Source organism: Candidatus Walczuchella monophlebidarum (genome assembly GCF_000709555.1).
Lineage (GTDB): Bacteria > Bacteroidota > Bacteroidia > Flavobacteriales > Blattabacteriaceae > Walczuchella > Walczuchella monophlebidarum.
Window position 1 is genome coordinate 1 of the sequence record NZ_CP006873.1, and the last position, 25,171, is coordinate 25,171.

At 32.8% G+C, this 25,171-nt stretch carries 19 protein-coding genes, 3 tRNA genes and 1 other RNA gene; 16 read left to right on the plus strand and 7 right to left on the minus strand.

The window, feature by feature from the left end:
- The 4 genes from mnmG to FNIIJ_RS00020 form a co-directional block, all read right to left on the minus strand.
- Positions 1–1,869, minus strand: a complete 1,869-nt coding sequence (gene mnmG, locus FNIIJ_RS00005; RefSeq protein WP_038436029.1) for a tRNA uridine-5-carboxymethylaminomethyl(34) synthesis enzyme MnmG — start codon at positions 1,867–1,869, stop codon at positions 1–3.
- An 18-nt stretch (positions 1,870–1,887) separates the two neighbouring features.
- Positions 1,888–2,301: an rRNA maturation RNase YbeY gene (gene ybeY / locus FNIIJ_RS00010; RefSeq protein WP_038436030.1), complete on the minus strand. Its 414-nt coding sequence runs from the start codon at positions 2,299–2,301 to the stop codon at positions 1,888–1,890.
- Between the two features lie 344 nt (positions 2,302–2,645).
- Positions 2,646–2,716 (minus strand) — tRNA-Cys (locus FNIIJ_RS00015).
- A gap of 26 nt (positions 2,717–2,742) precedes the next feature.
- Positions 2,743–3,750 (minus strand): 2-oxoacid:ferredoxin oxidoreductase subunit beta, encoded by a 1,008-nt coding sequence (locus FNIIJ_RS00020; protein ID WP_038436031.1) that lies wholly within the window; start codon positions 3,748–3,750, stop codon positions 2,743–2,745.
- Between the two features lie 160 nt (positions 3,751–3,910).
- On the opposite strand from FNIIJ_RS00020, the gene FNIIJ_RS00025 reads away from it, so the two are divergent.
- Positions 3,911–3,984, plus strand: a tRNA-Asn gene (locus FNIIJ_RS00025).
- Between the two features lie 15 nt (positions 3,985–3,999).
- A tRNA-Pro gene (locus FNIIJ_RS00030) sits at positions 4,000–4,074 on the plus strand.
- A 93-nt stretch (positions 4,075–4,167) separates the two neighbouring features.
- On the opposite strand, the gene ileS is transcribed toward FNIIJ_RS00030, so the two are convergent.
- Positions 4,168–7,572, minus strand: a complete 3,405-nt coding sequence (gene ileS / locus FNIIJ_RS00035) for an isoleucine--tRNA ligase (protein WP_038436032.1) — start codon at positions 7,570–7,572, stop codon at positions 4,168–4,170.
- A 191-nt stretch (positions 7,573–7,763) separates the two neighbouring features.
- On the opposite strand from ileS, the gene tsaB reads away from it, so the two are divergent.
- The 14 genes from tsaB (at position 7,764) to FNIIJ_RS00090 (ending at position 23,023) form a co-directional block, all read left to right on the plus strand.
- The gene (tsaB, locus tag FNIIJ_RS00040; protein WP_038436033.1) at positions 7,764–8,426 is read left to right on the plus strand and encodes a tRNA (adenosine(37)-N6)-threonylcarbamoyltransferase complex dimerization subunit type 1 TsaB; all 663 of its coding nucleotides are present in this window, start codon (positions 7,764–7,766) and stop codon (positions 8,424–8,426) included.
- Between the two features lie 751 nt (positions 8,427–9,177).
- On the plus strand, positions 9,178–9,348 hold the full coding sequence (locus tag FNIIJ_RS01770) for a hypothetical protein (protein WP_158499128.1): 171 nt from the start codon (positions 9,178–9,180) through the stop codon (positions 9,346–9,348).
- Positions 9,349–9,854: 506 nt separating this feature from the next.
- Positions 9,855–10,757 carry a ribose-phosphate pyrophosphokinase gene (locus FNIIJ_RS00045; protein WP_038436297.1) on the plus strand — a complete coding sequence of 301 codons (903 nt, stop codon included), beginning with the start codon at positions 9,855–9,857 and terminating at the stop codon, positions 10,755–10,757.
- A gap of 19 nt (positions 10,758–10,776) precedes the next feature.
- On the plus strand, positions 10,777–11,364 hold the full coding sequence (locus FNIIJ_RS00050) for a 50S ribosomal protein L25 (RefSeq protein ID WP_038436034.1): 588 nt from the start codon (positions 10,777–10,779) through the stop codon (positions 11,362–11,364).
- Positions 11,365–11,462: 98 nt separating this feature from the next.
- Positions 11,463–11,603: a DUF6341 family protein gene (locus tag FNIIJ_RS01870; protein ID WP_394332480.1), complete on the plus strand. Its 141-nt coding sequence runs from the start codon at positions 11,463–11,465 to the stop codon at positions 11,601–11,603.
- 10 nt (positions 11,604–11,613) lie between these two features.
- On the plus strand, positions 11,614–12,924 hold the full coding sequence (der, locus tag FNIIJ_RS00055) for a ribosome biogenesis GTPase Der (protein WP_038436035.1): 1,311 nt from the start codon (positions 11,614–11,616) through the stop codon (positions 12,922–12,924).
- 39 nt (positions 12,925–12,963) lie between these two features.
- On the plus strand, positions 12,964–14,145 hold the full coding sequence (gene hflX / locus FNIIJ_RS00060; protein WP_051673225.1) for a GTPase HflX: 1,182 nt from the start codon (positions 12,964–12,966) through the stop codon (positions 14,143–14,145).
- Positions 14,146–14,165: 20 nt separating this feature from the next.
- The gene (locus FNIIJ_RS00065; protein ID WP_038436036.1) at positions 14,166–16,544 is read left to right on the plus strand and encodes a heavy metal translocating P-type ATPase; all 2,379 of its coding nucleotides are present in this window, start codon (positions 14,166–14,168) and stop codon (positions 16,542–16,544) included.
- A 6-nt stretch (positions 16,545–16,550) separates the two neighbouring features.
- The gene (ccoS, locus tag FNIIJ_RS01555) at positions 16,551–16,718 is read left to right on the plus strand and encodes a cbb3-type cytochrome oxidase assembly protein CcoS (protein WP_051673226.1); all 168 of its coding nucleotides are present in this window, start codon (positions 16,551–16,553) and stop codon (positions 16,716–16,718) included.
- Positions 16,715–18,913, plus strand: a complete 2,199-nt coding sequence (ccoN, locus tag FNIIJ_RS00070) for a cytochrome-c oxidase, cbb3-type subunit I (protein WP_038436037.1) — start codon at positions 16,715–16,717, stop codon at positions 18,911–18,913. Before ccoS ends, ccoN begins: the two co-directional genes overlap by 4 nt.
- A 277-nt stretch (positions 18,914–19,190) precedes the next feature.
- On the plus strand, positions 19,191–19,943 hold the full coding sequence (locus FNIIJ_RS00075) for a cbb3-type cytochrome c oxidase N-terminal domain-containing protein (protein ID WP_316929436.1): 753 nt from the start codon (positions 19,191–19,193) through the stop codon (positions 19,941–19,943).
- Between the two features lie 44 nt (positions 19,944–19,987).
- Complete coding sequence (locus tag FNIIJ_RS00080; RefSeq protein WP_038436039.1) at positions 19,988–20,440, plus strand: FixH family protein; 453 nt, start codon at positions 19,988–19,990, stop codon at positions 20,438–20,440.
- A 625-nt stretch (positions 20,441–21,065) separates the two neighbouring features.
- Positions 21,066–21,206: a hypothetical protein gene (locus tag FNIIJ_RS01775; protein ID WP_158499129.1), complete on the plus strand. Its 141-nt coding sequence runs from the start codon at positions 21,066–21,068 to the stop codon at positions 21,204–21,206.
- Positions 21,206–23,023, plus strand: a complete 1,818-nt coding sequence (locus FNIIJ_RS00090; RefSeq protein WP_038436041.1) for a 2-oxoacid:acceptor oxidoreductase subunit alpha — start codon at positions 21,206–21,208, stop codon at positions 23,021–23,023. The genes FNIIJ_RS01775 and FNIIJ_RS00090 overlap by 1 nt, the downstream gene beginning before the upstream one ends.
- A gap of 7 nt (positions 23,024–23,030) precedes the next feature.
- Here FNIIJ_RS00090 and FNIIJ_RS00095 read toward each other — a convergent pair whose 3' ends face one another.
- Together FNIIJ_RS00095 and ssrA are read right to left on the minus strand one after the other, a co-directional pair.
- Positions 23,031–24,662 carry a glutamine--tRNA ligase/YqeY domain fusion protein gene (locus FNIIJ_RS00095; protein WP_038436042.1) on the minus strand — a complete coding sequence of 544 codons (1,632 nt, stop codon included), beginning with the start codon at positions 24,660–24,662 and terminating at the stop codon, positions 23,031–23,033.
- A gap of 61 nt (positions 24,663–24,723) precedes the next feature.
- Positions 24,724–25,114: a transfer-messenger RNA gene (gene ssrA, locus FNIIJ_RS01600) on the minus strand.
- Positions 25,115–25,171: the final 57 nt, after the last annotated feature.

The window sequence follows — 25,171 nt, forward strand, 5'->3', positions numbered from 1 at the left end:
TTAACGATTCAGATAAATCAGAAGTGCGCTAATATCTGCTGGAGAAACTCCACTAATTCTTGAAGCTTGTCCAATGGAACGAGGGTTCCGATAACCCAGTTTCTCTCTTGCTTCGTATGATAGAGCTACGATTCTTCCATAATCAAAATTATCTGGAATCCCAATGTTTTCAAGACGTGAAATTTTAGCGGCCATGTTCTTTTCACGTTCTATATAGCCTTTATATTTAATTTGGATAGACACTTGCTCAAGTTCTTCTTCGTTTATAGAATGCAAATTTCTATAATCTTGGAAAATAGAAAGATGATAAAAGTCTTTTATGGAAATTTCTGGTCTTGAAAGTAATGAAGATAATCGAATAGGTTGAGAAAGTAGTGTACTTCCTTTTTTTTCTAAAATTAGATTTCCGACATCAGGATGTAAATTTGTCTCGTACAGAAAATTCACGCAATCTTTTATCAATTTTAACTTTTTTTTAAGTTTTTTAATCCTATCTTCTTTAGATAATCCTAATTTATACCCGTAGTGGGTAAGCCGTTCGTCTGCATTATCTTGCCTTAGCAATATTCGATGCTCAGCCCTAGAAGTAAACATTCTATAAGGTTCTTCAGTCCCTTTAGTTACTAAATCATCAATTAATACTCCTATATAAGCTTCATGTCTATGTAAAATAAATGGTTCTTTTTTATTTATTTTTAAATGGGCATTTATCCCAGCTATAATCCCTTGTGCTGCTGCCTCTTCATAACCTGTAGTTCCGTTAATTTGTCCAGCAAAGAATAAATTTTTTATAAGTTTCGTTTCTAGAGAATGATTTAATTGTATTGGTGGAAAGTAATCATATTCTATAGCATAACCTAATTTTAATATCTTTACACGTTCAAATCCAGGAATTTTTCTCAATGCTTGGAACTGAATCTCTTGAGGTAGAGAAGTAGAAAACCCATTAACATACATTTCTGTTGTATTCCAACCTTCTGGTTCTACAAATATTTGATGATGATGACGTTCAGAAAACCGATAAATTTTATCTTCAATAGAAGGACAATAACGAGGTCCTATTCCGTGGATAGATCTATTGAATATAGGTGAACGTTTAAAACCTGAACGTAATATATCATGAACTACATCAGTGGTATGAGTAATATAACAACTACGTTGCTTTTTTAAAGCAGGAGTATTGATATAAGAAAATTTTTTAGGGTTTTCATCACCTATTTGTTCATTCATCTTTGAATAATCCAATGACCTTCCATCTACTCTAGGAGAAGTGCCTGTTTTCATTCGTCCTGTTAAAAAACCTAAATATCTGAGTTGTTCAGTTAGTCCGGTAGAAAATTTATCCGAGATTCGTCCCCCCCGATATTGTTTTTCTCCTATATAAATCATCCCGTTAAGGAATGTACCGCTAGCAAGTATTACGGCCCTACTTGGAATCTCTATTCCGAGTGCTGTTTTAACACCTCGGATACTTTTTTTTTGGATCAAAAGTTCTGTAACAGAATCTTGAAGAAAGTCGACTTTTGGGAAACTCTCTAATTTTAAACGCCATGTTTCAGAAAAACGCATCCTATCTAACTGTGCTCTTGGGCTCCACATAGCAGGACCTTTTGATCGGTTAAGCATTCTGAATTGAATCATGGTTTCGTCTGTAATAATACCAGAATAACCACCTAAGGCATCTATTTCACGAATCATTTGTCCTTTAGCTATACCTCCCATAGCTGGATTACAGGATAGATATCCAATGGTTTGTAGATTCATGGTAATCAAAAGAACAGAAGATCCCATTCGTGATGCCGCAGCAGTTGCTTCAGCACCAGCATGGCCGCCACCTATTATAATAATATCATAAATAGTGGAAAACACTCTTTGTATAATTAAAACCTATAAGTAGAGTAAATTTAAATAAAAGTCTTCTTTTGCATGAAGAATCAACCTCTCTTTATACAGATTATCTTTGTAACCTAATAAATGCAAAATAGCATGAGCCATTACCCTATAAAGCTCTATATAAAAATATTGCTTCCATTTTAAAGCATTATATTTGACTCTTTCTATACTAATGAATATATCTCCGTATATTTTTTTTTTTTTAACGAAATCGAATGTAATAACATCAGTGTAAAAATCTTTATTCAGATAACTGTTATTTATTTTTAATAAATATTGATCATTGCAAAATATAAAATTTATATTTCCAATATATGCATTTTCCTTTTGGATTATATTTTTTACCCATTTTTTTATTTTTTTTCTATTATAAATCTTAAAATTGGTCTCCGAAAAATAATGGATCATCGTAGTATAGCGACTTTACTAATAGAAAGAAAAAGAAATCCTTACGACTGAACTCAATGAAGGATATATAAAGGAGTTAGGATAATCATTTCTATTGATTGTGGTATTAAGGATATCGATAAAGCAAAGACCTTATTATCTGTCGTTCAAAATTCTTCCAAGGGTGTGTTTTAAGCTTATTCAAGCTAATTAAACTACTATCCCAGAAGACAAGAGGCTTCAATCGAAAGCAGAAGGGAATAAAGGATTGAATTTATATAAAGCACTGCAAAGATGTATATTATCACCTGTACCTATTTTTTTATAAAATTTAGATGAACGGTACACTATAACGCTTGTTATTGAGGCACAGAGCGGGATCGAACCGCTATAAAAGGTTTTGCAGACCTTTGCCTAGCCATTCGGCCACAGTGCCTGGGCAGTTATAAGGATAATATAACATTATATTTTACAATGTAAATCTCCACTAAGCAGGATGTCCAGTGACATAGGATGGTTCTTCTGTGCAAGAGAAATTTGATCATGAAATAGCATGTCATAAGTAGGACGTTCTTCTTTATAAAAGACACCAAAAGGACGAGGAAATTTTTCATATCCTGGGGTACCAAAGAATCTCGTTAAAATCTCTGCTTTCGTACGATCATTTTCATCATGTGTCCAAATATCTGAAAAACTATAAGAACTTTCTTGTAGTGAAATTACCTTCGGATATATCCCGTCTAGACGTATGCCATATTGTTTTTTCGACCCGAATCTCATCAATTCACCTTGCTTTAGGTAAAGTGTCTGATTAACTTTTTTACTTTTTTCAGTAAAATTTTCAAAAACTCCATCATTAAAGACATTGCAATTTTGATATATTTCTAAAAAAGAGGTTCCTCTGTGCTCTTGTGCTCTTAGTAACATCTCACGTAAATGTTTAGGATCTCTATCCGTAGTTCTTGCTATAAAGCTAGCTCCTGCTCCTAATACCAAACTCAACGGATTGAATGGATTATCAATGGTACCTAATGGAGAAGATTTTGTCTTAAACCCTAACTTTGAAGTAGGTGAATGTTGTCCCTTAGTTAGACCATAAATCTCATTATTAAATAACAGAATATTTACATCTAAATTCCGACGAAGTAGATGAATCAGGTGATTTCCTCCTATAGAAAGTCCATCCCCATCTCCTGTAATAATCCACACATTTAAATCAGGATTTGCTAGTTTAATACCTGTAGCTAAAGCAGGCGCTCGTCCATGAATACCATGAAGACCAAAAGTATCCATATAGTATGGAAAACGTGAAGAACAACCTATCCCTGATACAAAAACTATTTTTTCCTTAGGAAAGCCTATTTCAGGTAAAATAGTTTGGACCTGTTTTAAAATCGAGTAGTTTCCACAGCCAGGACACCATTTAATATCTTGGTCCGAAGAAAAATTTTTTTTATTATATGAATCCACTTTTTTTTATGATTTGCACGTGACAAGCATTATAACGAACTAGGGCTAGGCTAAGTTAAGCTAAGCGCGTAGTTGCTCCAGTAAATTCGTACTTATCTAGCTATATTGTTATTTTGATCATCACAAGATAAATACTACATTTGTAAGAGAGAATTAAGTATCTTCAGTAGCTCAGTTGGTTAGAGCACCTGACTGTTAATCAGGTAGTCGCTGGTTCGAGTCCAGCCTGGAGAGCGATTAAGAACCGTACGGGGTGTAGCTCAGTTTGGGTAGAGTGCGCGCCTGGGAGGTGTGTGGTCGCTGGTTCGAATCCAGTCACCCCGACTTACAGACTACATAAACGCTCTTTATCAAAAAGCTTTAAAGGTCTATCCCATTGTTTTTGTCGTTAGCATGGATAGCCGCCTTGTCTCTTTATTATTCATAGGCTAATTTTTTAACGAATATTCTTATAGTTTCTCCCTCAAAATCTACCATGTCTCCTAAGTTATAATCTAAGGATAGAGAGACGGAAAGAGTTTCTTCGCAAATATACTCTCTGTGTAATTTTATAACTTTTTCTAGTTCAGGAGAAGCTCCAATAGATAAAATCATTTTATCAGTTATCCCTAACTCTTTCTTTTTACGGATATTCTGTATTCTATTGATCAATTCTCTAGCTATTCCCTCATAACGTAAGACGTTATCTATTTCTAGGTCTAGAACAACAGTTATCTCCTTGTCGGAGGCTATTAACCAATTTTTAGATGTCTTTATTACAATATTCACCTCTTTTAGAGTGATCTTTTCTTTAAGACCTTCTATTTCTATAATAGAATGGCCATCTTTTTCCATATGATCAATTTGCTGTGGAGTAAATTTTTTAAGAATATCATAAATAATCCGTGTCCGTTTCCCAAATCTAGGACCTAACATCTTAAAATTAGGCTTGATTTCACGAATAAAAAATTTACTGTAAGCTTTGTGGGTTAAAAATTGAATTTCCTTAACATTTACTTCCTGTTTAATAATCTCGGATAGACTAAAAATCTCTTTTTCAAAAGAAGAAACAAAAATAATTAATTTTCTAAGAGGTTGTCTAACCTTTATGTTCTTTTTTTTTCTAAAAGAGAGAACTATTGAAGTGACGCGTTGTGCCAAATGCATACAATTTTTTATCCGGTTGTCGATAATTTTTTCATCATATTTAGGAAAATAAGCCAAATGTACACTTTCAAAAAAAGATTTTTGAGTTGTATATACTAAATTCATGTAAAGTTGATCAGAAAAAAAAGGTGCTATAGGAGAACTCATTATGGATATTGTAAGCAAACAATCGTATAACGTCTGATAAGCAGACACTTTATCTTTAGAATATTTTTCCTTCCAAAATCTCCGACGACTAATCCGAATGTACCAATTACTCAAATCGTCAATTACAAATTGAGAGATAATTCTAGTAGCACGAGTAGTATTATAGGTATCATAATAAATTTCTACCTTCTTAATTAACTGGTGTAATTCTGAAAGAACCCATCTGTCCATCTCAGGACGTTCTTCTATAGGAAGAAAATTTTCTTTATAACAAAATCCATCGATATTGGCATACATTGCAAAGAATGCATAAGTATTATAAAGAGTTCCAAAAAATTTTCTACGTACTTCATCAATCCCGTATATATCGAATTTAAGATTTTCCCAAGGTTGTACCTTTGAAAGCATATACCAACGGGTAGCATCAGGACCATACAAGTCTAAGACTTCAAAAGGATTCACAGTGTTTCCCTTGCTTTTGGACATTTTATGTCCGTTTTTATCGAGTACTAAACCAATAGCCACTACATTTTTATAAGCTACTGACTTCAAAAGCATAGAAGAAATAGCATGTAAAGTGTAAAACCAACCCCGAGTCTGGTCAACCCCTTCCGCTATAAAATTTGCCGGAAAAAACTTTCCTTTATCTATTTTTTCCTTATTTTCAAAAGGATAATGCCATTGTGCAAATGGCATAGCTCCTGAATCAAACCACACATCAATTAAGTCAGACTCTCTTCGCATAGGAGTACCCCTAGTAGAAACTAAAATAATATCATCCACCCATGGTTTATGCACATCAACTTTTTGGTAATTTTCATTGCTCATATCTCCAGGGACAAAATCTTTGAGAGGATTTTCTTTCATGAATCCAGCCTTAATTGATTTTTCTATTTCAACCCTCAATTCTTCAAACGATCCTATAATTCTTTCTTCTTTATGTGTACGCCATATCGGTAGCGGAACTCCCCAATATCTTGTACGGGAAAGATTCCAATCGTTAAGGTTTTCAAGCCAGTGATTGAACCGACTAGTTCCAGTAGAAGTAGGAACCCAATGAATATTCTTATTGAGGTAAATCATATCATATTTAGCGGCAGTAGTTTTAATACACCAAGTATCTAAAGGATAATAAAGTATAGGTTTGTCTGTACGCCAACAATGTGGATAATAGTGTTGATATTTCTCAATTTTAAAAACTTTCCCTTCCTTTTGCAATAAGGCAGACAATTCTACGTCAACTGAAAATTCAGGAAATTTTTCCGTATTGTAGTATTCATTGCGAACATATTTTCCAGCAAATGGTTTAGGTAGACGTTGAATAAAACGTCCTTGTACATCTACCAAGGGTAGAGCTTGTTTTTTTACAGAATCCCATACTAACATAGGAGGTATTTCATTTTTCTTAGCTACTTCAGCGTCATCAACACCAAAAGTGGGCGCAATATGTACAAGACCAGTACCGGTATCAGTAGTAACAAAATCTCCGGAAATAACTTTAAAGGCATTTTTTTTCCTTTCGGAGGGAATTACCCAAGGTAATAACTGTTCGTAACGGCTTCCTACAATACTTTTTCCTGAAAAAGTATTTATTATTTTATAGGGTATTTTATGATCTCCTTTTTGAAAGACTTCTAATGAAACGTTGTCTGATACCGGAAAGTATTTATCAGAAAGTATTTGACTAATCAAAACCTTGGCTAATATAACATACATCCTTTCAAAGGAATAGGAATTAAATGTATCTATCACTAAATATTCTATATACGGACCAATAGTCAGAGCAGTATTTGAAGGAAGAGTCCAAGGGGTAGTAGTCCATGCTAAGAAATAGACATTTCTTGGAAGTACTTTGAAAAAAGTAGGAAGACTCTCTTTTATAGCTTTAAACTGTACCACAATCGTGGTATCAGTTATTTCTTTATAAGTACCAGGGAGATTAAGTTCATGTGTGCTCAATCCAGTTCCTGCAGCCGGAGAATATGGTTGTACAGTGTATCCCTTATATAATAATTTTTTTTTATAGAATTGCTTCAAAATCCACCATAGACTTTCTATATATTTTGAGTGATAAGTCATATACGGAGTTTTATGATCTATCCAATATCCTATTTTCTCAGTAAATTTTTTCCAAATCCTCGTGTAACGCATCACATATATAAGACAAGTCTGATTATATTCTTCTACACTAATTTTTTTACCGATATCTTCTTTTGTAATATTAAGTTCTTTTTCTACGCTAAGTTCAATGGGTAATCCATGTGCGTCCCAACCGGATTTCCGGTATACTTTTTCTCCTTTTAAAGTATGATATCTACAAAATACGTCTTTTATAGTTCGAACCATTACATGGTGAATACCAGGATATCCGTTAGCTGAGGGTGGCCCTTCATAAAAGACATAGACATTTCTTCCCTCACGGGATATAATGCTTTTCTCAAAAATATTGTTTTTTTTCCATAAATTGGCTATTTCGGAAGCCCATTGATTCAGATTAAATTTATTATATTCTTTAAATGTTTTATACATAACAAAAAAGATCATTATTGAAATGAAGAATAATAATTCTATTAGGGATACATCTATTTAGATCTGGCGAATCGCTAAAACATCATTCGCTCACGGACTTTATAGTATTTATTAGCCAGCAGCTACCTATGGCTCCTGTAACCCGATAGCTATAGACAATCTTATCTTGCTTACTAAAAACAGGTTCTCTGATGGCGATTATACTTAATATCGAAACTGCAACTAGAAATTGTTCTGTATCTATAGTTAAGAATGGCATTTTCCAAATTTTAGTTGAAGAAAATTCTAAATTTTATTCGCATTCTGAAAATATCCATAAATTTATTGATTATGTCTTTAAAAAGTCTGCTATAAGTATTTATGAACTCAATGCTGTTTCTGTTAGTAAAGGTCCTGGTTCTTATACTGGTCTTAGAACAGGAGTTTCCGCGGCTAAAGGTTTGTGTTATGGTTTAAATATTCCCCTAATAGCTATAGATACTTTAACGATTATGGTACATGGGTTCAATGCTAATCAAGGAATATTGATTCCTATGATAGATTCACAAAGAAACGAGGTTTACACTGCAATTTTTAATAAAAAAAAGATGACAACTATTGAGGCGAAAATTCTTGATGAGGACAGCTTTATAGAATATACAAAAAATAAAATTTATATATTTGGAGACGGCGCACAAAAAGCTAGAAAGTTGTTAAAAATATCGGCGTATTATAGGCCAGAATTTTTTCCATCTGCAAAATACATGAGCTCTCTTTCCGAAGACCGTTTTCAGCAACATAAATTTGAGAATATTGAATCTTTTGAACCTTTTTATTTAAAAGATTTTTTGGTAAAACCTATAAAAGTAGAGTAACTATTCTATTTCATCGTCGTCACGAAAGAAGGATCTTCAATATACTTTTATTCCATCCAATTTAACACCTTTAGCGTTTTCATTATCAATAAAGTATACTTGGAAACGCACATCATGAATAGAAGCAACTTTTATTATAAGCGGTTAAGACATATTTTTCATAAATAAATTAATGGGGGTTCATTAACGAGCATGAGGACATCATTTACTAGAGACTGCATAGGAGGATGAAAAGCCTATATAGATACAGAAGTTCTATTCGTGGAGGGAATTAATTACGAATATATAAAATATGAGGATCAAAATTCTAGAAGGACTCTAAAACCATCGGGTTCTGCTTTTGTAGAACGTAAAAAATAACTTTTTTTAGGAACACTTAAATTAGAATGAAAAATGTGGATAGCGGATAAAAAGTCATCACATGTAGACATATATATTCCTTAAAAAAATATTAATAGAGCGAAACCCGTTTGTTAAGTCATCGTTAGATTATTAAATTGGTATACGAAATATTAGGATGATAAGAAAACTGAATAGACGGTTGTTTGACTAAAAAAATTCCTTTGGAAAGAACGGAGAAAAGATCTGCGTAACAACTTTTACTATTGATCCTCTCAAGATTTTTAGAAACACTGTTAAATTGGGATACATATTGCTTACGTTTCTTATTATATAAAAGAAGGTAGTCTTCTTGATAAAGAAGCTTAGAATCGCGCTATATCAGTTTATTTAGTAGACCTATGCGTCCTCAGTGATTGGAAAAACAGTTATTTGTTATGATTATCGTTTTACTTATGAAGAAGTTAAAAAATGTATTTCGTTTTCTATAGGAATTTTTTATAAAGAAATTACTAAACTTCACCGATTAGCTAAAAGATTAAGAAATGAACGTGTCAAAAATGGTTTTATCAATTGTAAATAGAATTTCTAAACTTAAATAAACAAAGTAAAAAATTATTAATCAATTTATAAAACCTTTAGGCTATAAGCTTAATTGAAAAAAATAGGAATTCTATAATTATGCGTATTATGAGTAAAGCAAAATATTCGACTCAGAATATTGGAGGAGGTATTATGATATAATTTCTCATCGTCGGAGACAAATGTGTTTCTGTTAGTAATAGAGAATATTTAGCTACTGAAGCAGAACGTGATTCAATAAAGTATATGCAAATAAAATACATCGAACAGTTTATTGGTTGAAGTTTTTATAGGATGATATCTGGAGTTCCTAAATGGGAATTTATGTAGAATTACCTCTTTGAAGGATGATGTATATGTTTTTAAAGAAGAAAAGTATTGCATAGAAGGAAAAAAGACACAACGGAGATATTGCATTGTGTCAAAGTAAAAATATTCTCTATAGAGAGAAAACATTTTATTTTTATATTAGAAAAATTCTATCTGATAATGTCAAACAAATCTATAATGTCAAACAAATCGATTTTGTTCTCTACAAGAAACAGTAAAGATTTATCTAAGAAAATTTCTTCATTATATGGTGAATCATTAGGAGATATTAATTTGATTGAGTTTGAAGACGGGGAGTATGAGCCATCGTTAGTACAATCAGTTCGGGGAATGCGCGTTTTTCTTATTGGTTCAACGGTGCCTCCGGCAGATAATTTAATGGAACTTCTCTTAATGTGCGATGCCGCTAATCGTGCATTAGCTAAGGAGATTATATTAGTAATTCCTTATTTCGGTTGGGCTCGTCAAGACCGGAAAAACAAATCTCGTTCTCCTATAGGAGCTAAACTCGTTACTAATCTTATAGAAGCCTCAGGAGCTACACGAGTAATAACTATGGATTTACATGCCGAGCAAATCCTTGGTTTTTTTAAAATTCCTATAGATCATTTATATGCCTCTAAGATTTTTCTTAAATATGTCAAAGATCTTAATTTACAAAATATTACTATAGCTACTCCAGATATAGGAGGAGCTAATAGAATAAAAAACTATGCGAATGATTTGAATGCTGACCGGGTAATCTGTTATAAGGAAAGAACAAAGTCCAATAAGATTGCCAGCATCCACCTCATTGGGGAGGTGAAAGGTAGACATGTCATATTAATTGATGATATAGTAGATACGGCAGAAACTATAACTATGGCAGCTGACTTGATAAAAGAACAAGGTGCAAATAGCGTACGTGCTCTAGCTACTCATCCAGTCCTTTCAGGAAATTCTTATGAAAGAATAATCTCTTCTTGTCTTGAAGAGTTAGTAGTTACTGATAGTCTCTCTATTAAGAGAATTTCTTCATGTAAGATAAAAGTTCTATCTTGCGCTGCTCTTTTTGCCGATGCAATATCTTATACACAATAAATAATCTATTATTTTTCATATGAAATCTATAACCATCCAAGGTGAAAAAAGAAACAACGTAGGAAAAAAATTCACTAGATCCTTACGTAAGATTGGTAAGGTTCCTTGTGTTGTGTATAGTAATGGAGAAACTTTTCATTTTTCCACTCCTCTATCCATATTAAAACATATTGTTAATACACCTGATACATATACAGTAATCATTGAATGGAAAGAGGGAGGAAGAATTGAAACAATTCTTCAGGATGTTCAATTTCATCCGATATCCGATATGATCTTACATGCAGATTTTCTTAAACTACAAGAGAACAAACCTATCGTTGTAGAGATACCAGTAAAAATCATAGGAAGATCTATAGCACAAGGTGGACAACTGTATATAACTATGAGAAAACTTAAGATCAGAACTCTTTTAAAAAATTTGACTGATTATATAGAAATTGACATTACCTCTATAGGTATAGGGGGAAAAATATTGGTGAAAGACATCCTAACAGATAGGTATAGGATTCAACATCCTAATGATACGCTAATATTATCTATAAAATCCTCACGGGAAGCCGAAAAGATTTCTAAGACTGAGGAAACAAAATCAAATAATGAATGAGGCACAGTAGTGGGAAGTAACTAGATATCACTGCGCATATGGCTCTACATTAGACGTTAACCTTGCGCCTAAAAAAATATTCTCCAAACCTTTCTTTAATGACTAATTTTTTTTATATAATTTGTTGGTTAGGGAACATTCCGAATGTTCTATTTATAATAATAGCTTTCTCTATGTTAATTTTTTGGCTATACCAAATCGCAAAATTTGGACAAGAAGATAAAAAAATGGAATATTAAATCTCTGTATATGCATCCTATTATTGCTATAGTAGGTCGGACTAATGTTGGAAAATCTACTCTTTTCAACCGGTTTTTAGGAAGTCGTGACGCCATTATAGATTCTATTAGTGGGGTAACACGAGATAGACATTATGGGATTTTAGAATGGAACGGACGTCTATTTACTGTTATAGACACGGGGGGTTATATTACTGATTCTAAAAATAAATTTTTAGAAGAAATACAAAAACAGGTCGTTATAGCTGTAAAAGAATCTGATATAGTTCTTTTTATGGTAGATGTTAAATCAGGGATTATGAACGAAGATTATCAGTTAGCTCAATTATTACGTGAATCTCATAAACCAATTCTTTTAGTTGTTAATAAAGTAGATAGCGTTAAATATATCCCGAAGACTCTAGAGTTTTATGCTCTTGGATTCGAATGTTATTATTGTATTTCAGCGATTAGTGGTAGTGGTAGTGGTGAACTCTTAGATAAACTTGGAACTATGCTTCAAAAAAGCTATACAAAGGAATCCTGTTTGGAAACACTCCCAAAAATAGCTATAGTAGGACGACCTAACGTTGGAAAATCTACTCTTATTAATACCTTATTAGGAGAGGAACGTCATGTGGTTACCGAGATTTCTGGAACAACACGTGATGCTATCCAAGTTCACTATTCCCGTTTTGGTATCAAATGCATATTAATAGATACTGCTGGGATTCGTAAAAAATCTAAAGTTAGAGAAAATATAGAATTTTATTCTGTAATACGGGCTATCCGTGCGATCGAAAATTCTGATGTTTGTTTCCTGATGATAGATGCTCAAAGAGGATGGGAAGTACAGGATATGAATATTTTTCGTTTTATTGAAAAAAATAAAAAGGGAATAGTTATTCTAGTAAATAAATGGGATATGATCGAAAAAGATCATTATACACTGAGTGTGTATGAAAAGATAATTAAAAACAAAATTGCCCCGTTTAATGATGTCCCTATTTTATTTATTTCATCTATTACAAAACAAAGAATTTCAAAAACTCTTGAAACCGCGTTGAAAGTATATAAGAATCGGGGTAAAAAAATAAAAACCAAATGTTTAAACGAATTAATATTACCCATCATTCATGCTACGCCTCCCTCTACCATTCGAGGTAAACATCTAAATATAAAGTATTGTACTCAGTTACCTACTAAGACCCCGAAATTTTATTTTTTCACTAATAAACCAAAAGATATAAAAGAAAATTATAAACGTTTTATAGAAAATAAGTTACGACAACAAATTGATTTTAAAGGAGTTCCCTTGACTATTTATTTTAGAAATAATTAAGGGTTAAGTTTCGATTAGTCTAAGACTTAAAATCATTATATGATTGAAAACAAATATAGGCAATGTAAAAGAGCTGTTCTCATCGGTCTTATTACTACAGAACAAGGAAAAAATAAATCTAAAGAATATTTGGATGAACTTAACTTATTGGCAGAAACGGCAAAGATAGAGGTTTGTGCTATTTTCTTTCAAAGAGTATGTAGGTCAGATACAAAAACATTTAGGTCAGATACAAAAACATTTAGGTCAGATACAAAAACATTTAGGTCAGATACAAAAACATTTATAGGGTATGGAAAATTGCAAGACATCGTTGTATACGTAAAAACACATTCCATAGATACTATCATTTTTGATGATGAACTCTCTCCTAGACAACTAAAAAATATTAGAAAATATATTGAATGTACTATTATTGATCGTACACAACTCATTCTAGATATTTTTTATAACCGTGCAAAGACTTACTATGCTCGTACTCAAGTCGAAATGGCACAATATCAATATCTTTTACCTCGGTTGACACGAATGTGGACTCATCTAGAAAGACAGCGTGGTGGTATAGGATTTCGTGGTCCAGGAGAAACCGAACTAGAAACTGATAGGAGAATCCTACGTGATCGTATAGGATCCCTTAGGAGAAGACTCCTTAGTATTGACACCCAAATGTCTATTCAAAGAAAACATAGGAATAAATTTATTAGGGTAGCTATTATAGGATATACTAATGTTGGAAAATCTACCTTAATGAATATTCTGAGTAAGTCTACTGTTTTCATTGAAAATAAACTTTTTGCCACAGTAGATACTACTGTAAGAAAAACAGTAATTGGGAATATTCCCCTTTTAATAACCGATACAGTAGGTTTCATACGAAAATTACCCACCCTACTTATAAAATCTTTCAAATCGACACTAGATGAAGTAAGAGAATCCGATATTTTACTTCATGTTATAGATATTTCTCATGAGAGTTTCGAAGAACATATCCATATAGTACGAGATACCTTATCTGAAATAGGAATAATTGATAAACCAGTTCTAATGGTCTTTAACAAGATTGATACTGTAAATAATCTTACATTCCAAGAGTGGAAACATAATTCCTGTATGAAATATTCTAATAAAACTGTATTTCTTTCTGCTAAGATGGGGATAGGTATTTCAGAATTGAAACAGATGCTTTTTAATCAGATAAAAATATTGCATCAGAAACGCTAGATATTACTAGTAATATTATAATGTTATCTAATCGATGTTTTCACTGTAATAAAGAAGTTGTCGACAAAATCAAAGTTGATGAGAAAGTTTTCTGTTGTAAGGGGTGTAAAAGCGTATACGAAATTTTACATAAATACAGATTAGAGAAATTCTATGAACTTAATCAGTCTCCAGGAATTTCTCCTGATGAAAAAAATATTTATAATTTTTATTTTCTTGATACCCATCAAATTAGAGAAAAATTAGTCGATTTTGATGATGATAAAAATACATCAGTCCGATTTTTTATTCCGACAATTCATTGTAGTTCTTGTATATGGCTTTTGGAAAATCTTCCTAAAGTCCAACCGAATATTATTCATTCAACAGTAGATTTTGGTACACGTACCATACAAGTAATTTTTAAAAAGAAAAAACTCAAATTAAGTGAATTAGCCTATTTTCTCAACAGTATGGGATATAAGCCAATACTCTCTCTTGAGAGTGTTGAAAAAAAAGAAACTTTTTATTCCCGTCACTTTTTTTGTAAAGTGGTGGTATCTTTTTTTTGCTTTGCTAACACAATGTTATTAGCTTTTCCAGAATATTTGTGGTCAAATGAAGACCTTTGGCTTGAAAAAAAGCAGCATTTTTTTCATTTATTAATGTTCTTTCTTTCTTTCCCGGTAATATTCTATTCAGCTACGGATTTTTTCAAAACTGCCTATCATGCTGTTGTCCTACAAAAAAAAATACATATCGATCTTCCTATTTCCTTGGGCATACTATCGCTTTTTTTTAGAAGTATTTATGAAGTATTGACAGGTTTTGGTTCGGGATATTTCGACAGTCTGAGTGGACTGGTATTTTTCATGTTGCTTGGACGTGTTTTTCAGATGATAACTTATCGTTATCTAGCTTTTGACAGAGATTATAAATCATTTTATCCGATTGCTGTTATCCGATGTCATAATGGTAAAGAAGAAAACATTTTGCTCTCCAATTTAAAAATAGGAGATAGAATTCTTATCCGTAATGAGGAAATTGTCCCAGCAGATTCCATACTTATAAGAGGTTCAGCTATCATAGATAACAGTTTTATTACTGGAGAAACGAGGTTGAGATCAAGAAAAGTTGGAGAACGGATTTATGCAGGTGGTCGTCAACGTGGAGAAATTATTGAAATTGAAGTTGTTAAAAAGATAGAACAAAGTCGATTAACAAGGTTGTGGAGAAATCAAGTATTTAAGACCTCTAAAGTATATCTAGATAATTTAGTAAATACCTGGAGCTCTTATTTTACATTAGCTGTTCTAGGGATTGCTGCTGGGACAGGAATCTATTGGTATTATACTAATCCCGAAAATCTGTTTCAGTCTGTTTGCACGGTTCTGATTGTAGCTTGTCCTTGTGCATTAGCAATTTCGACTCCTTTTACTCTTGGGAATATAATGAGGATTCTTTCCCTCGACGGGTTTTATGTGAAGGATATACATACAATCGAACGGATAGCTTCAATTGAAGAATTGGTTTTTGATAAAACAGGGACATTAACTGAAAGCGAAGGAACTAATATAGATTATAGTGGTACACCTCTTGATAAAGGTAAACGTATCTCTATAGCTTCTTTGCTTAGACATTCAAAACATCCTCTAAGTTGTTCGATATATAAACATATAAACGAAAAAGATGTATATCAAATACACGATTTTAAAGAAATTCCAGGAAATGGGTTACAAGCTTATGTAAATGATAATCTTGTCAAAGTAGGATCAGACGATTATGTAGGTGTTTTAAATAAAAGGACACAAGTATTTTTCTCTATAAATGAAAAAATTTGGGGATCTTTTGTATTCTATCATCGTTATAGGTTGTGTATAAAAGAGGTATTTTGGGATCTTAAGAGTTATAAACTTTCGATTCTTTCTGGAGATAATAATGCTGAAAAAACCTTTTTACAATCGTTGTTACCTGTAGGGAGTGAAATGCTTTTCTGGCAGAATCCACAACAAAAACTAGATTACATCAGTGGCTTACAAAAAAGCGGAAAACGTGTCATGATGTTTGGAGATGGACTGAACGATGCAGGGGCACTCAAGAAGAGTGATGTAGGTGTAGCAGTTGTGGAGCACGTAAATAGTTTTTACCCCAATTGTGATGTACTTATGCAAGCTAATAAATTCGATCGGATTCCTTATTTGATGAAACTATCTAGAACAAGCCTGAAATTGGTGATAAGTTCTTTTCTTATTAGCTTATTTTATAATCTTATAGGATTATCTTTTGCTGTAACTGGAACTCTTAAACCCGTAATCGCCGCTATCTTGATGCCATTTAGTTCTATGTCTATAGTAATGTTTTCCACATTTTCGACCTGGATATATGCGTGGTGGTTAAAGAGGTTTTGGAAGAAGATATAGTATTATATGGACGTGTTGATTTTAATGATATTAGTTAGCGTATCCTTAGGTCTAATTTTTCTTGTTCTTTTCATTATTAGTGTAATAAAGGGCCAATTTTCCGAAGATGAATCTCCTGCTATCCGACTTCTTATGGACGATTTTGCTTCTGAGGATGGGAAAGAAATCGAATGAAAATTCAGAAATTTTATTATGATAATCGCATAGTAAAGGCCTTTCTTTATGCTACTGGTTTTTGGATGTTTGTAGGATTCATAGCAGGTTTAATTATTGCCTTAATGTTATTTTATCCTCAGCTTCCTGAATTTGTTTTAAAAGAACATCTTAAGAATTCTTTCGGGATGTTAGGTTATGGACGTTGGAGAATGCTTCATACTAATACCGTTGTTTTTGCTTTTGTAGGAAATCTAATTTTTACAGGCTCTTACTATTCTTTACAACGTTTATTGAAAACAAGAATGTTCAGCGATGCGCTAAGTTGGATTCATTTTTATGGATGGCAACTTATGATTGGACTCACCTGGATTACTTATCTCCTGGGAATAAATACCAGTAAAGAATATGCTGAACACGAATGGCCTTTAGACATCCTAATTGCTATAGTATGGTGTATTTACGGAGTAAATCTTATTGGTACACTCTTAAGAAGAAGAGTACAACATATGTACGTTTCAATATGGTTTTTCCTGGGGACTTGGGTAGCTGTTCTCGTATTGCACATTTTTAATAATATTGGGATTCCTATCGCTCTGAACTCTCTTAAGAGCTATTCGATTTATGCCGGAGTCCAGGATGCATTGGTCCAATGGTGGTATGGTCACAATGCTGTTGCTTTTATTTTGACCACGCCTATACTTGGGTTGATGTATTATTTTATCCCTAAAGCTTCGGGAAAGCCTGTTTTCTCTTATAAATTATCTATTATTCATTTTTGGTCCCTAATTTTCGTTTATATATGGGCAGGTCCTCATCATTTAATATATACCTCTCTGCCCGGTTGGGCACAGATGCTGGGAACAATTTTTTCCATTATGTTAATCGCACCATCTTGGGGAGGTATGCTCAATGGTTTGCTCACGCTGCGTGGTGCATGGGATAAAGTCAGAGAGAATCCAATCCTAAAATTTTTTGTCGTATCAGTTACTTGCTATGGAATGGCTACTTTCGAAGGTCCCATGCTGGCTACTAAGACATTAAATTCCATCGTACATTTTTCAGACTGGATAATTTCACATGTCCATATAGGAGCTTTGGGATGGAACGGATTTATGGCATTTGGAGTTATCTATTGGCTAGTTAAGCGATTATGGAATACTAGATTATATTCGACAACATTAGCGAATATACATTTCTGGATTGGGACTATTGGGATAATTTTTTATGTCATTCCGCTTTATTGTGGAGCTGTTATACAAGCTACTATGTGGAAAGAATTCAATCCGGACGGAACACTTGTGCACAAAAATTTTCTTGATACTGTAACAGCTATAGTTCCTTTTTACAAACTTCGGTTTATAGGTGGAATACTGTATTTTACAGGAGTTGTCATAATGGCTTATAATATTTATAGGACTATCCGAATAGGACGATTTATTGCAAATGAACCCGCATCAGCTGTTTCTTTCAGAGATAATTTCAACAAAATAAACTTTAAAAATCAGACATGGTTGGAACAAAAACCAATTCAGTTTACTATATTATCTCTCATTGTAGTATCTATTGGAAGCATAGTAGAAATCATCCCTCCGTTAATAATTAAATCTAATAGATCGATAATATCAAGTGTTAAACCTTATAGTCCTCTAGAATTAGAGGGGAGAGATATTTATATCCGTGAAGGTTGTAATGCATGTCATTCACAGATAGTTAGACCCTTCAGAGATGAAGTAGTACGTTATGGTGAATATTCTAAAGCCGGAGAGTTTGTTTACGATCATCCTTTTCTTTGGGGTTCCAAACGTACAGGTCCCGATTTAGTAAGAGAAGGAGGTAAGAATCCCAGTTCTTGGCATTTAAAACATATGTATAACCCTAGATCTACTTCTCCTGGATCTATTATGCCTCGATATCCTTGGTTGATTTTCCGTAAGTTAAATACGGAATCTACTATAAATAAGATGCGGACGATGATAAAACTAGGTGTCCCATATACTGCTAAAGATATTACACAATCGCAGAAAAATATGGCTGCACAGGCAGCTAAAATTGTGACAAATATTTACAATGAATCTCCTGAGATTAAACCTAAAATTTTATATCAAAAGAAAAAAGAAGGAAAAAGTTTTATCCCTCTTGAAAATAGGGAGATAATAGCTTTAATTGCCTATTTGCAGAAAATAGGAACGGATATTAAATCCATAGAAAGATGATAGAATTTTTTCTTACAGGAGTTCCTTATGCAGATTTACTCCAATCCTTCGTCTTAGTATTGTTCTTTTTAGTTTTTTGTTTAACTGTATTTATAGTTTATCGAAAACCTAAGAATTATTACAAGGATATAAACAATCTCCCTATTGAGGAGAATGAAACAAATCTATAGTGAAACCTAGATTGCCCGCTTTTATAAGCATCCCTTTTGGGATTTCTATTATAGCTTTCGTCTTTTATGTTTTTTCCTCCGGAAATCTTTCATGGCATCCTATTTCATTGTCCACTATCATAATTTCTATAATATTACTTGTGATTTTGGAAGAGATAAACAAATTAATTTCCAATAAAAAGATTTCTTTTCTCCCCAAAGAAGAACGAAAAAGACTTATAGAAAAAAATCAATTCAATTTTTGGGGAAGAATTTATAGAAGTGGATTTCTAGAATCGAAAGATGACGGACCTGTCATAGACCATGGATTTGATGAAATATTAGAACTCGATAATAATATTCCATCATGGTGGGTTCAGTTGTTCTATATCACTATTATATATGCAGCCATTTATTTTCTGGCTTATATATTTACTGATTTTTCTCATCCTGAGAAGGAATATGATTTTTTTTACAAAAAGCAATTATCAGAAATCCAATCCTATGAAAAAAAACGTCCTCAAGCTACTTTAGAAACTTCTCTATTTGATGAGAATCTGATAGAAGAAGGAAAGAACCTTTTTAAGGAAAATTGTGCTACTTGTCATGAAGCTGACGGCACAGGGAACATAGGGCCTAATCTAACCGACGATTACTGGATTAATAAAGAAGAAAAAAGTTTATATAAAAATATTTTTCATATTATCTGGTACGGAAGTAAAAATAATCCAACTATGAGAGATTTCGGAGCATCTGGAGAGATAAAAGGTAATGATATACAAAAAATTGCTAGTTATGTTTACTTTATAAATAAAAACCGGAACAAATCCACTATCGGAAAATCTCCTCAAGGAAAAAAAGTTATTTGGGAAGAAGACTGATAAAAATTGTAATCATTTATTCCGGTTAAATTTTTGAAACAAAAATGAAGGTGCGGATTCATTGGGGAATTGGTTTATCTATTGCTTTGATATGCTTTATGATTTTCATAATATATATTTCCTTTATAAGAAAAAACGTAGAGAGTGAACTCGTTTCAGATAGGTATTACGAAGATGAAATGAAATATCAAGAAATTATCGATGAACGAAATAATGCCAATGCTTTAGATGAAACAGTTTCAATAAAAGTATTACCAATAGGTATCAAAATTTGTTTTCCAAAAAAATTCAGTTATGAAAATACCATGGGGCAATTAAATTTGATGAGACCTTCAAACAAAGGTTTGGATGTCCAAAGATCCTTGGATATGAATATATATGGTGAAGTACTCATTCCGAGAAAAATGCTACAAAAAGGATGTTACATACTCATTATGAGATGGGAATCTAAAGGAAAAAAATACTTTGTTGAAAAAAATATTATATGGAAAATATAATGAGCATTGGTTCTATAGCTGGGGTTAACAAAATTCTTTCTATTGTCCTAGGTTCCATGGTGGAAATTTTCATCCGAAAGGACATTCTTTTTTATGAAAAAGTTAGAGGACTCTTTAGAATATCACAGTTCTTTTCCAGCAGGAAACACAAATCTCTTCGAGTAGCAACGTAACTTCTGTACTTGGTCTCGGAGCGTTAGCTTTTCAAAATAATTGATGTATTTGATATAGAAATTTATTCAAAGGCTATTCAGCACCAGAAGCATTTTAAATAGAACGCTGTCTTAACCTGACGATTAACATGGGACCGCAATAATTTCAGGTCATGGTGCTCAGCTATTTACTGGACACGTATTTATAAAAAGTTAGGAATTCCCCACTGCGATCATTCGTCAACAAGAATTCTCCTATTAGGACTTTGGAAGAAGCTGTTGCAGATGTCTTTATAAGTCTTTCCTATCCCTGAGATTAATTATGATCTAGCCAACTAGATGTTATGCTATTGTAGATCAGGGAAACAACGTATTAGGATTTCCAGATCTAGCAAAACTAGCTAAATCTTCTGAGCAAGTTTGTACTGCTTACAACAACAAAAAAAAATATTTGTTTTGGCATACCCAAACCTTTGGATAAGCGATTGATTACTGCTATTGAATCGGCTAGGAAAAGAATTGTTGATTGGGAAGCTTATAAAAAACAACTTATTAATAGATATTCAAGTACCAGATATCATCGTCATTTATATTCCCCAAATAAATTCTATTAATGATTTTTAAAAAAATACTTGAACAAGTTACGATATTATTTGCCGGTAATTCTGGTGATGGGATACAATTCATCGGTAGACAATTTACTAACACTTCAGCTTTTCTAGGAAATAATCTTAGTACTTTATCCGATTTTCCTGCTGAAATACGTGCTCCTCGTGATACCCTTGCCGGTATTTCAGGTTTTCAAATCCACTTTGGGAGTGTAGAAATAACATCTCCAGGCGATTTCTTTGACGTCCTAGTTGTAATGAATGCAGCAGCGTTAAAGAAGAATTTTCCATTTCTTAAAAAAGGGGGAAAAATTATAGCCAATACTATGGGATTTACTTCAAAAAGTCTGCAATTAGCAGGTTATACCCCAGATGTTGATCCATTGAAAGAATTATATGATTATGATGTATACCCACTTGATATGATAGGACATAGTCATAAACTACTCCAAAATTTTAACATAAGTCAGAAAGATAAGGAAGTGGCTAAAAATATGTTTGCATTGGGTTTTATCTATTGGCTCTATAGTCGTCCTTTAGGATATACTGAATATTGTCTTAAACAGATCTTTAAAAAGAATACTAAACTTCTACAAGCTAATTTAAATGTATTGAGGGCGGGTTATAATTTCGGAGAAATAAGTGAAACCGAACGTTTTATAGTAAAATCATCTAATCGTCCTTCAGGGATTTATAGAAATGTTACTGGAAACCAATCTATAACATTAGGATTAGCTACTGCAGCTATCCAAGCTGGTCTCAATCTATTTTATGCGGGATATCCTATAACTCCTGCTTCAGATTTGCTTAATTATTTTGCCTCTTACAAAAACTTGGGGATAAAAAGTTTTCAGGCAGAAGATGAGATTTCTGCAATTACTTCAGCTATTGGGGCTTCATATGCAGGGGATTTAGGGGTAACTGGAACTTCAGGTCCTGGAATGGCTTTAAAACAGGAAGGATTAGGTTTAGCATTTATGCTGGAATTACCTTTAGTAATTATCAATGTACAACGTGGGGGTCCTTCTACCGGGTTACCTACTAAAACTGAACAATCTGATCTTCTTCAAGCGATTTATGGATGTCATGGTGAAGTATCGATTCCTGTGTTAGCTCCTTCTTCTCCTTCACGTGCTTTTACAGTAGCTTTTTACGCGGCAAAAATTGCTATAGAACATATGACTCCAGTCATTTTACTTAGCGATGGTTATCTTGCTAATGGTTCAGAACTTTGGCGTTTTCCAAAAACCTATCAATTGGATACTATATGTCCACCTTTTTTAAAAAATTCAAAAAACTATAGTCCTTACCAACGTGATGAAATTGGGGTAAGGCGTTGGGTTAAACCAGGGTTGGCAGGATATGAACACCGAATAGGTGGCCTAGAAAAAGAAGATGAAACAGGAAATATATCATATGATCCTAAAAATCATGAAAAAATGGTGAAGTTAAGACAAAAGAAGATTGATTTTATTAAAAAAAAATGGCCTAAACCAAGGATCGATTCTGGTAAAAAAACTGGAAAGCTTCTGATATTGAGTTGGGGTTCTACTTACGGAATTGTTCGTGCTGCAATAAAAATCCTTTTATCTGAAGGAAAATCAGTCTCACACTCCCATCTAGAATATATTTATCCCCTGCCTAACGGCCTAGATACTATTTTGCAAAATTTTAAAAAAGTGCTGATTCCTGAACTTAATAATGGTCAACTGATTCATATTATTCGGGATCAATTTTTAATTGATGCTATTCCGTTTTCTAAAATACAGGGGATTCCATTTACCATTTTTGAAATTGTTGAAAAAGTGCGAGAGATTATATAAGGAGATATTATTGTTTGACTTTCTTCCAGCTATCTTTAAGCGTTACAGTTCTATTAAAAATAATTCTTTCTTTATAAGTATCTGGATCCACGCAAAAATAACCTAATCTTTGAAATTGAAAAATATTACCTTTTTTTGCTTCTCTTAAAGAAGGTTCTCCATAGCCTTGAACAACCTTTAAAGAATTCGGATTGATAAAATCCATAAAATCTCGTTCTTTATTCCCGTCTGGGAATGGGACAGAAAATAAACGATCATATAATCTTACCTCGACTTTTATTGAATGTTCAGACGATACCCAATGTAACGTTCCTTTTATTTTTCGTAAACTTTCTTTGGTATTGCTACCTGAGAGACTTTTATAATCATAAAAAGAGTGAACTTCTATAATTTTACCTTCATAATCTTTTATCACGCTAATTCCTTTAATAATATAAGCGTTTTTAAGACGAACTTCTCCCCCAAGACATAACCTAAAGAACTTTTTAGACCCTACTTCCATAAAATCCTCTCTCTCAATATAGAGTCTTTTTGAAAAAGGAAGATTTCGTATTCCATATTTTGGAGGATAATTTTCAATAACGAGTTTGATAGGATCAAGTATAACCATTACCCGTGGTGCCGTTTTATTAAGTTGTTTGCGTATGCTAAATTCAAGTAAAGAAATGTCAACTACATTATCCCTTTTAGTAACACCTATTTTATTACAAAATTCTCGTATAGCTTCTGGAGAATAACCACGACGACGGAACCCGCTAAGAGTTGGCAAGCGAGGATCATTCCATCCTTGAACATATTTTTTTTCTATAAGACGTTGTAATTTACGTTTACTCATAATGGTATAACTAAGATTAAGTCTTGAAAATTCACATTGTCTAGGTTTTATTTTACCGTCTTCATATATTTGATCAAGATACCAATTATATAAAGGGCGATGGTTTTCAAACTCTATTGAACAAAGTGAATGCGATATCTGTTCAATATAATCTGATTGACCATGCGTCCAATCATAAGTAGGGTAAATACACCATTTTTTACCTATACGGTGATGAGATTTTTTTAAGATTCTATACATAATAGGATCACGAAGATTCATATTTGGAGAGTTCATATCAATTTTTGCACGTAATACATACTGACCCTCTTCAAATTCTCCAGCTCGCATTCGTTCTAACAACTCTATATTTTCTTTTATAGATCTTCTCCTATAAGGACTTTCTATGCCAGCTTCAAAAGGTGTTTTTCTTTGTGCTAGGATGACTTCTTGAGATTGTTCATCTACATAAGCTTTTCCTTTCCAGATGAGTTTTTTAGCCCATTGATAAAGTTGTTCAAAATAATCAGATGCATAACATTCTTTATCCCATTTGAAACCCAACCAAAGAATATCTTTTTTTATCGAATTTACATAATTTTGACCTTCTTTAGTTGGATTTGTATCGTCAAACCGTAAATTTATAGACGTCCCGTATTTTCTACTTAGTTCAAAATTGAGACAAATTGCTTTAGCATGACCTATATGTAAATAACCATTAGGTTCAGGTGGAAAACGAAATCGTAAATTCTCTCTAGAAACAGATTTTTTAAGATCATTTTCAATAATTTCTTCAATAAAATGCGAAGGAACATGTTCATTCATATTGAATTTAGATTTTATTATTTATAGTTAATAGTTATAAATATAAACATGGGTATATTTATTGTGGAGTTGGCGGGATTCGAACCCGCGTCCATACAAGTAATTTGTAAGATTTCTACATACTTATCTCCTCTTGGAAACCTACAATAGAAGAGGAGCATTCTATTGAGGAATTATCCTTTTAAATGAAAATTTCAGAAAGTTTTCAAAGGAACTAACTTTCCTAGCTTTATTTTACGGTACCTCTTAATCAGAAATTATAAAGCGTAATTTCTGAGAGATATCTTGCTTCGGCAGATTATGCCGACGTGGCTTTAAATTTTTACTTAAGCAGCAAGAGCATAGTTTTCTTCGCCGGTTATATTTTGTGACGCTAGATTTTCGTGTTTACCTCACGTTACACGGTATGCTTACTTACTTATTTAGCTTGCTGTCAAAACCATTTCAACCCCTTTATTATATATAAATATAAATCTTTTTTTTTTCAAGATGTTTTTTAATAATCCCTA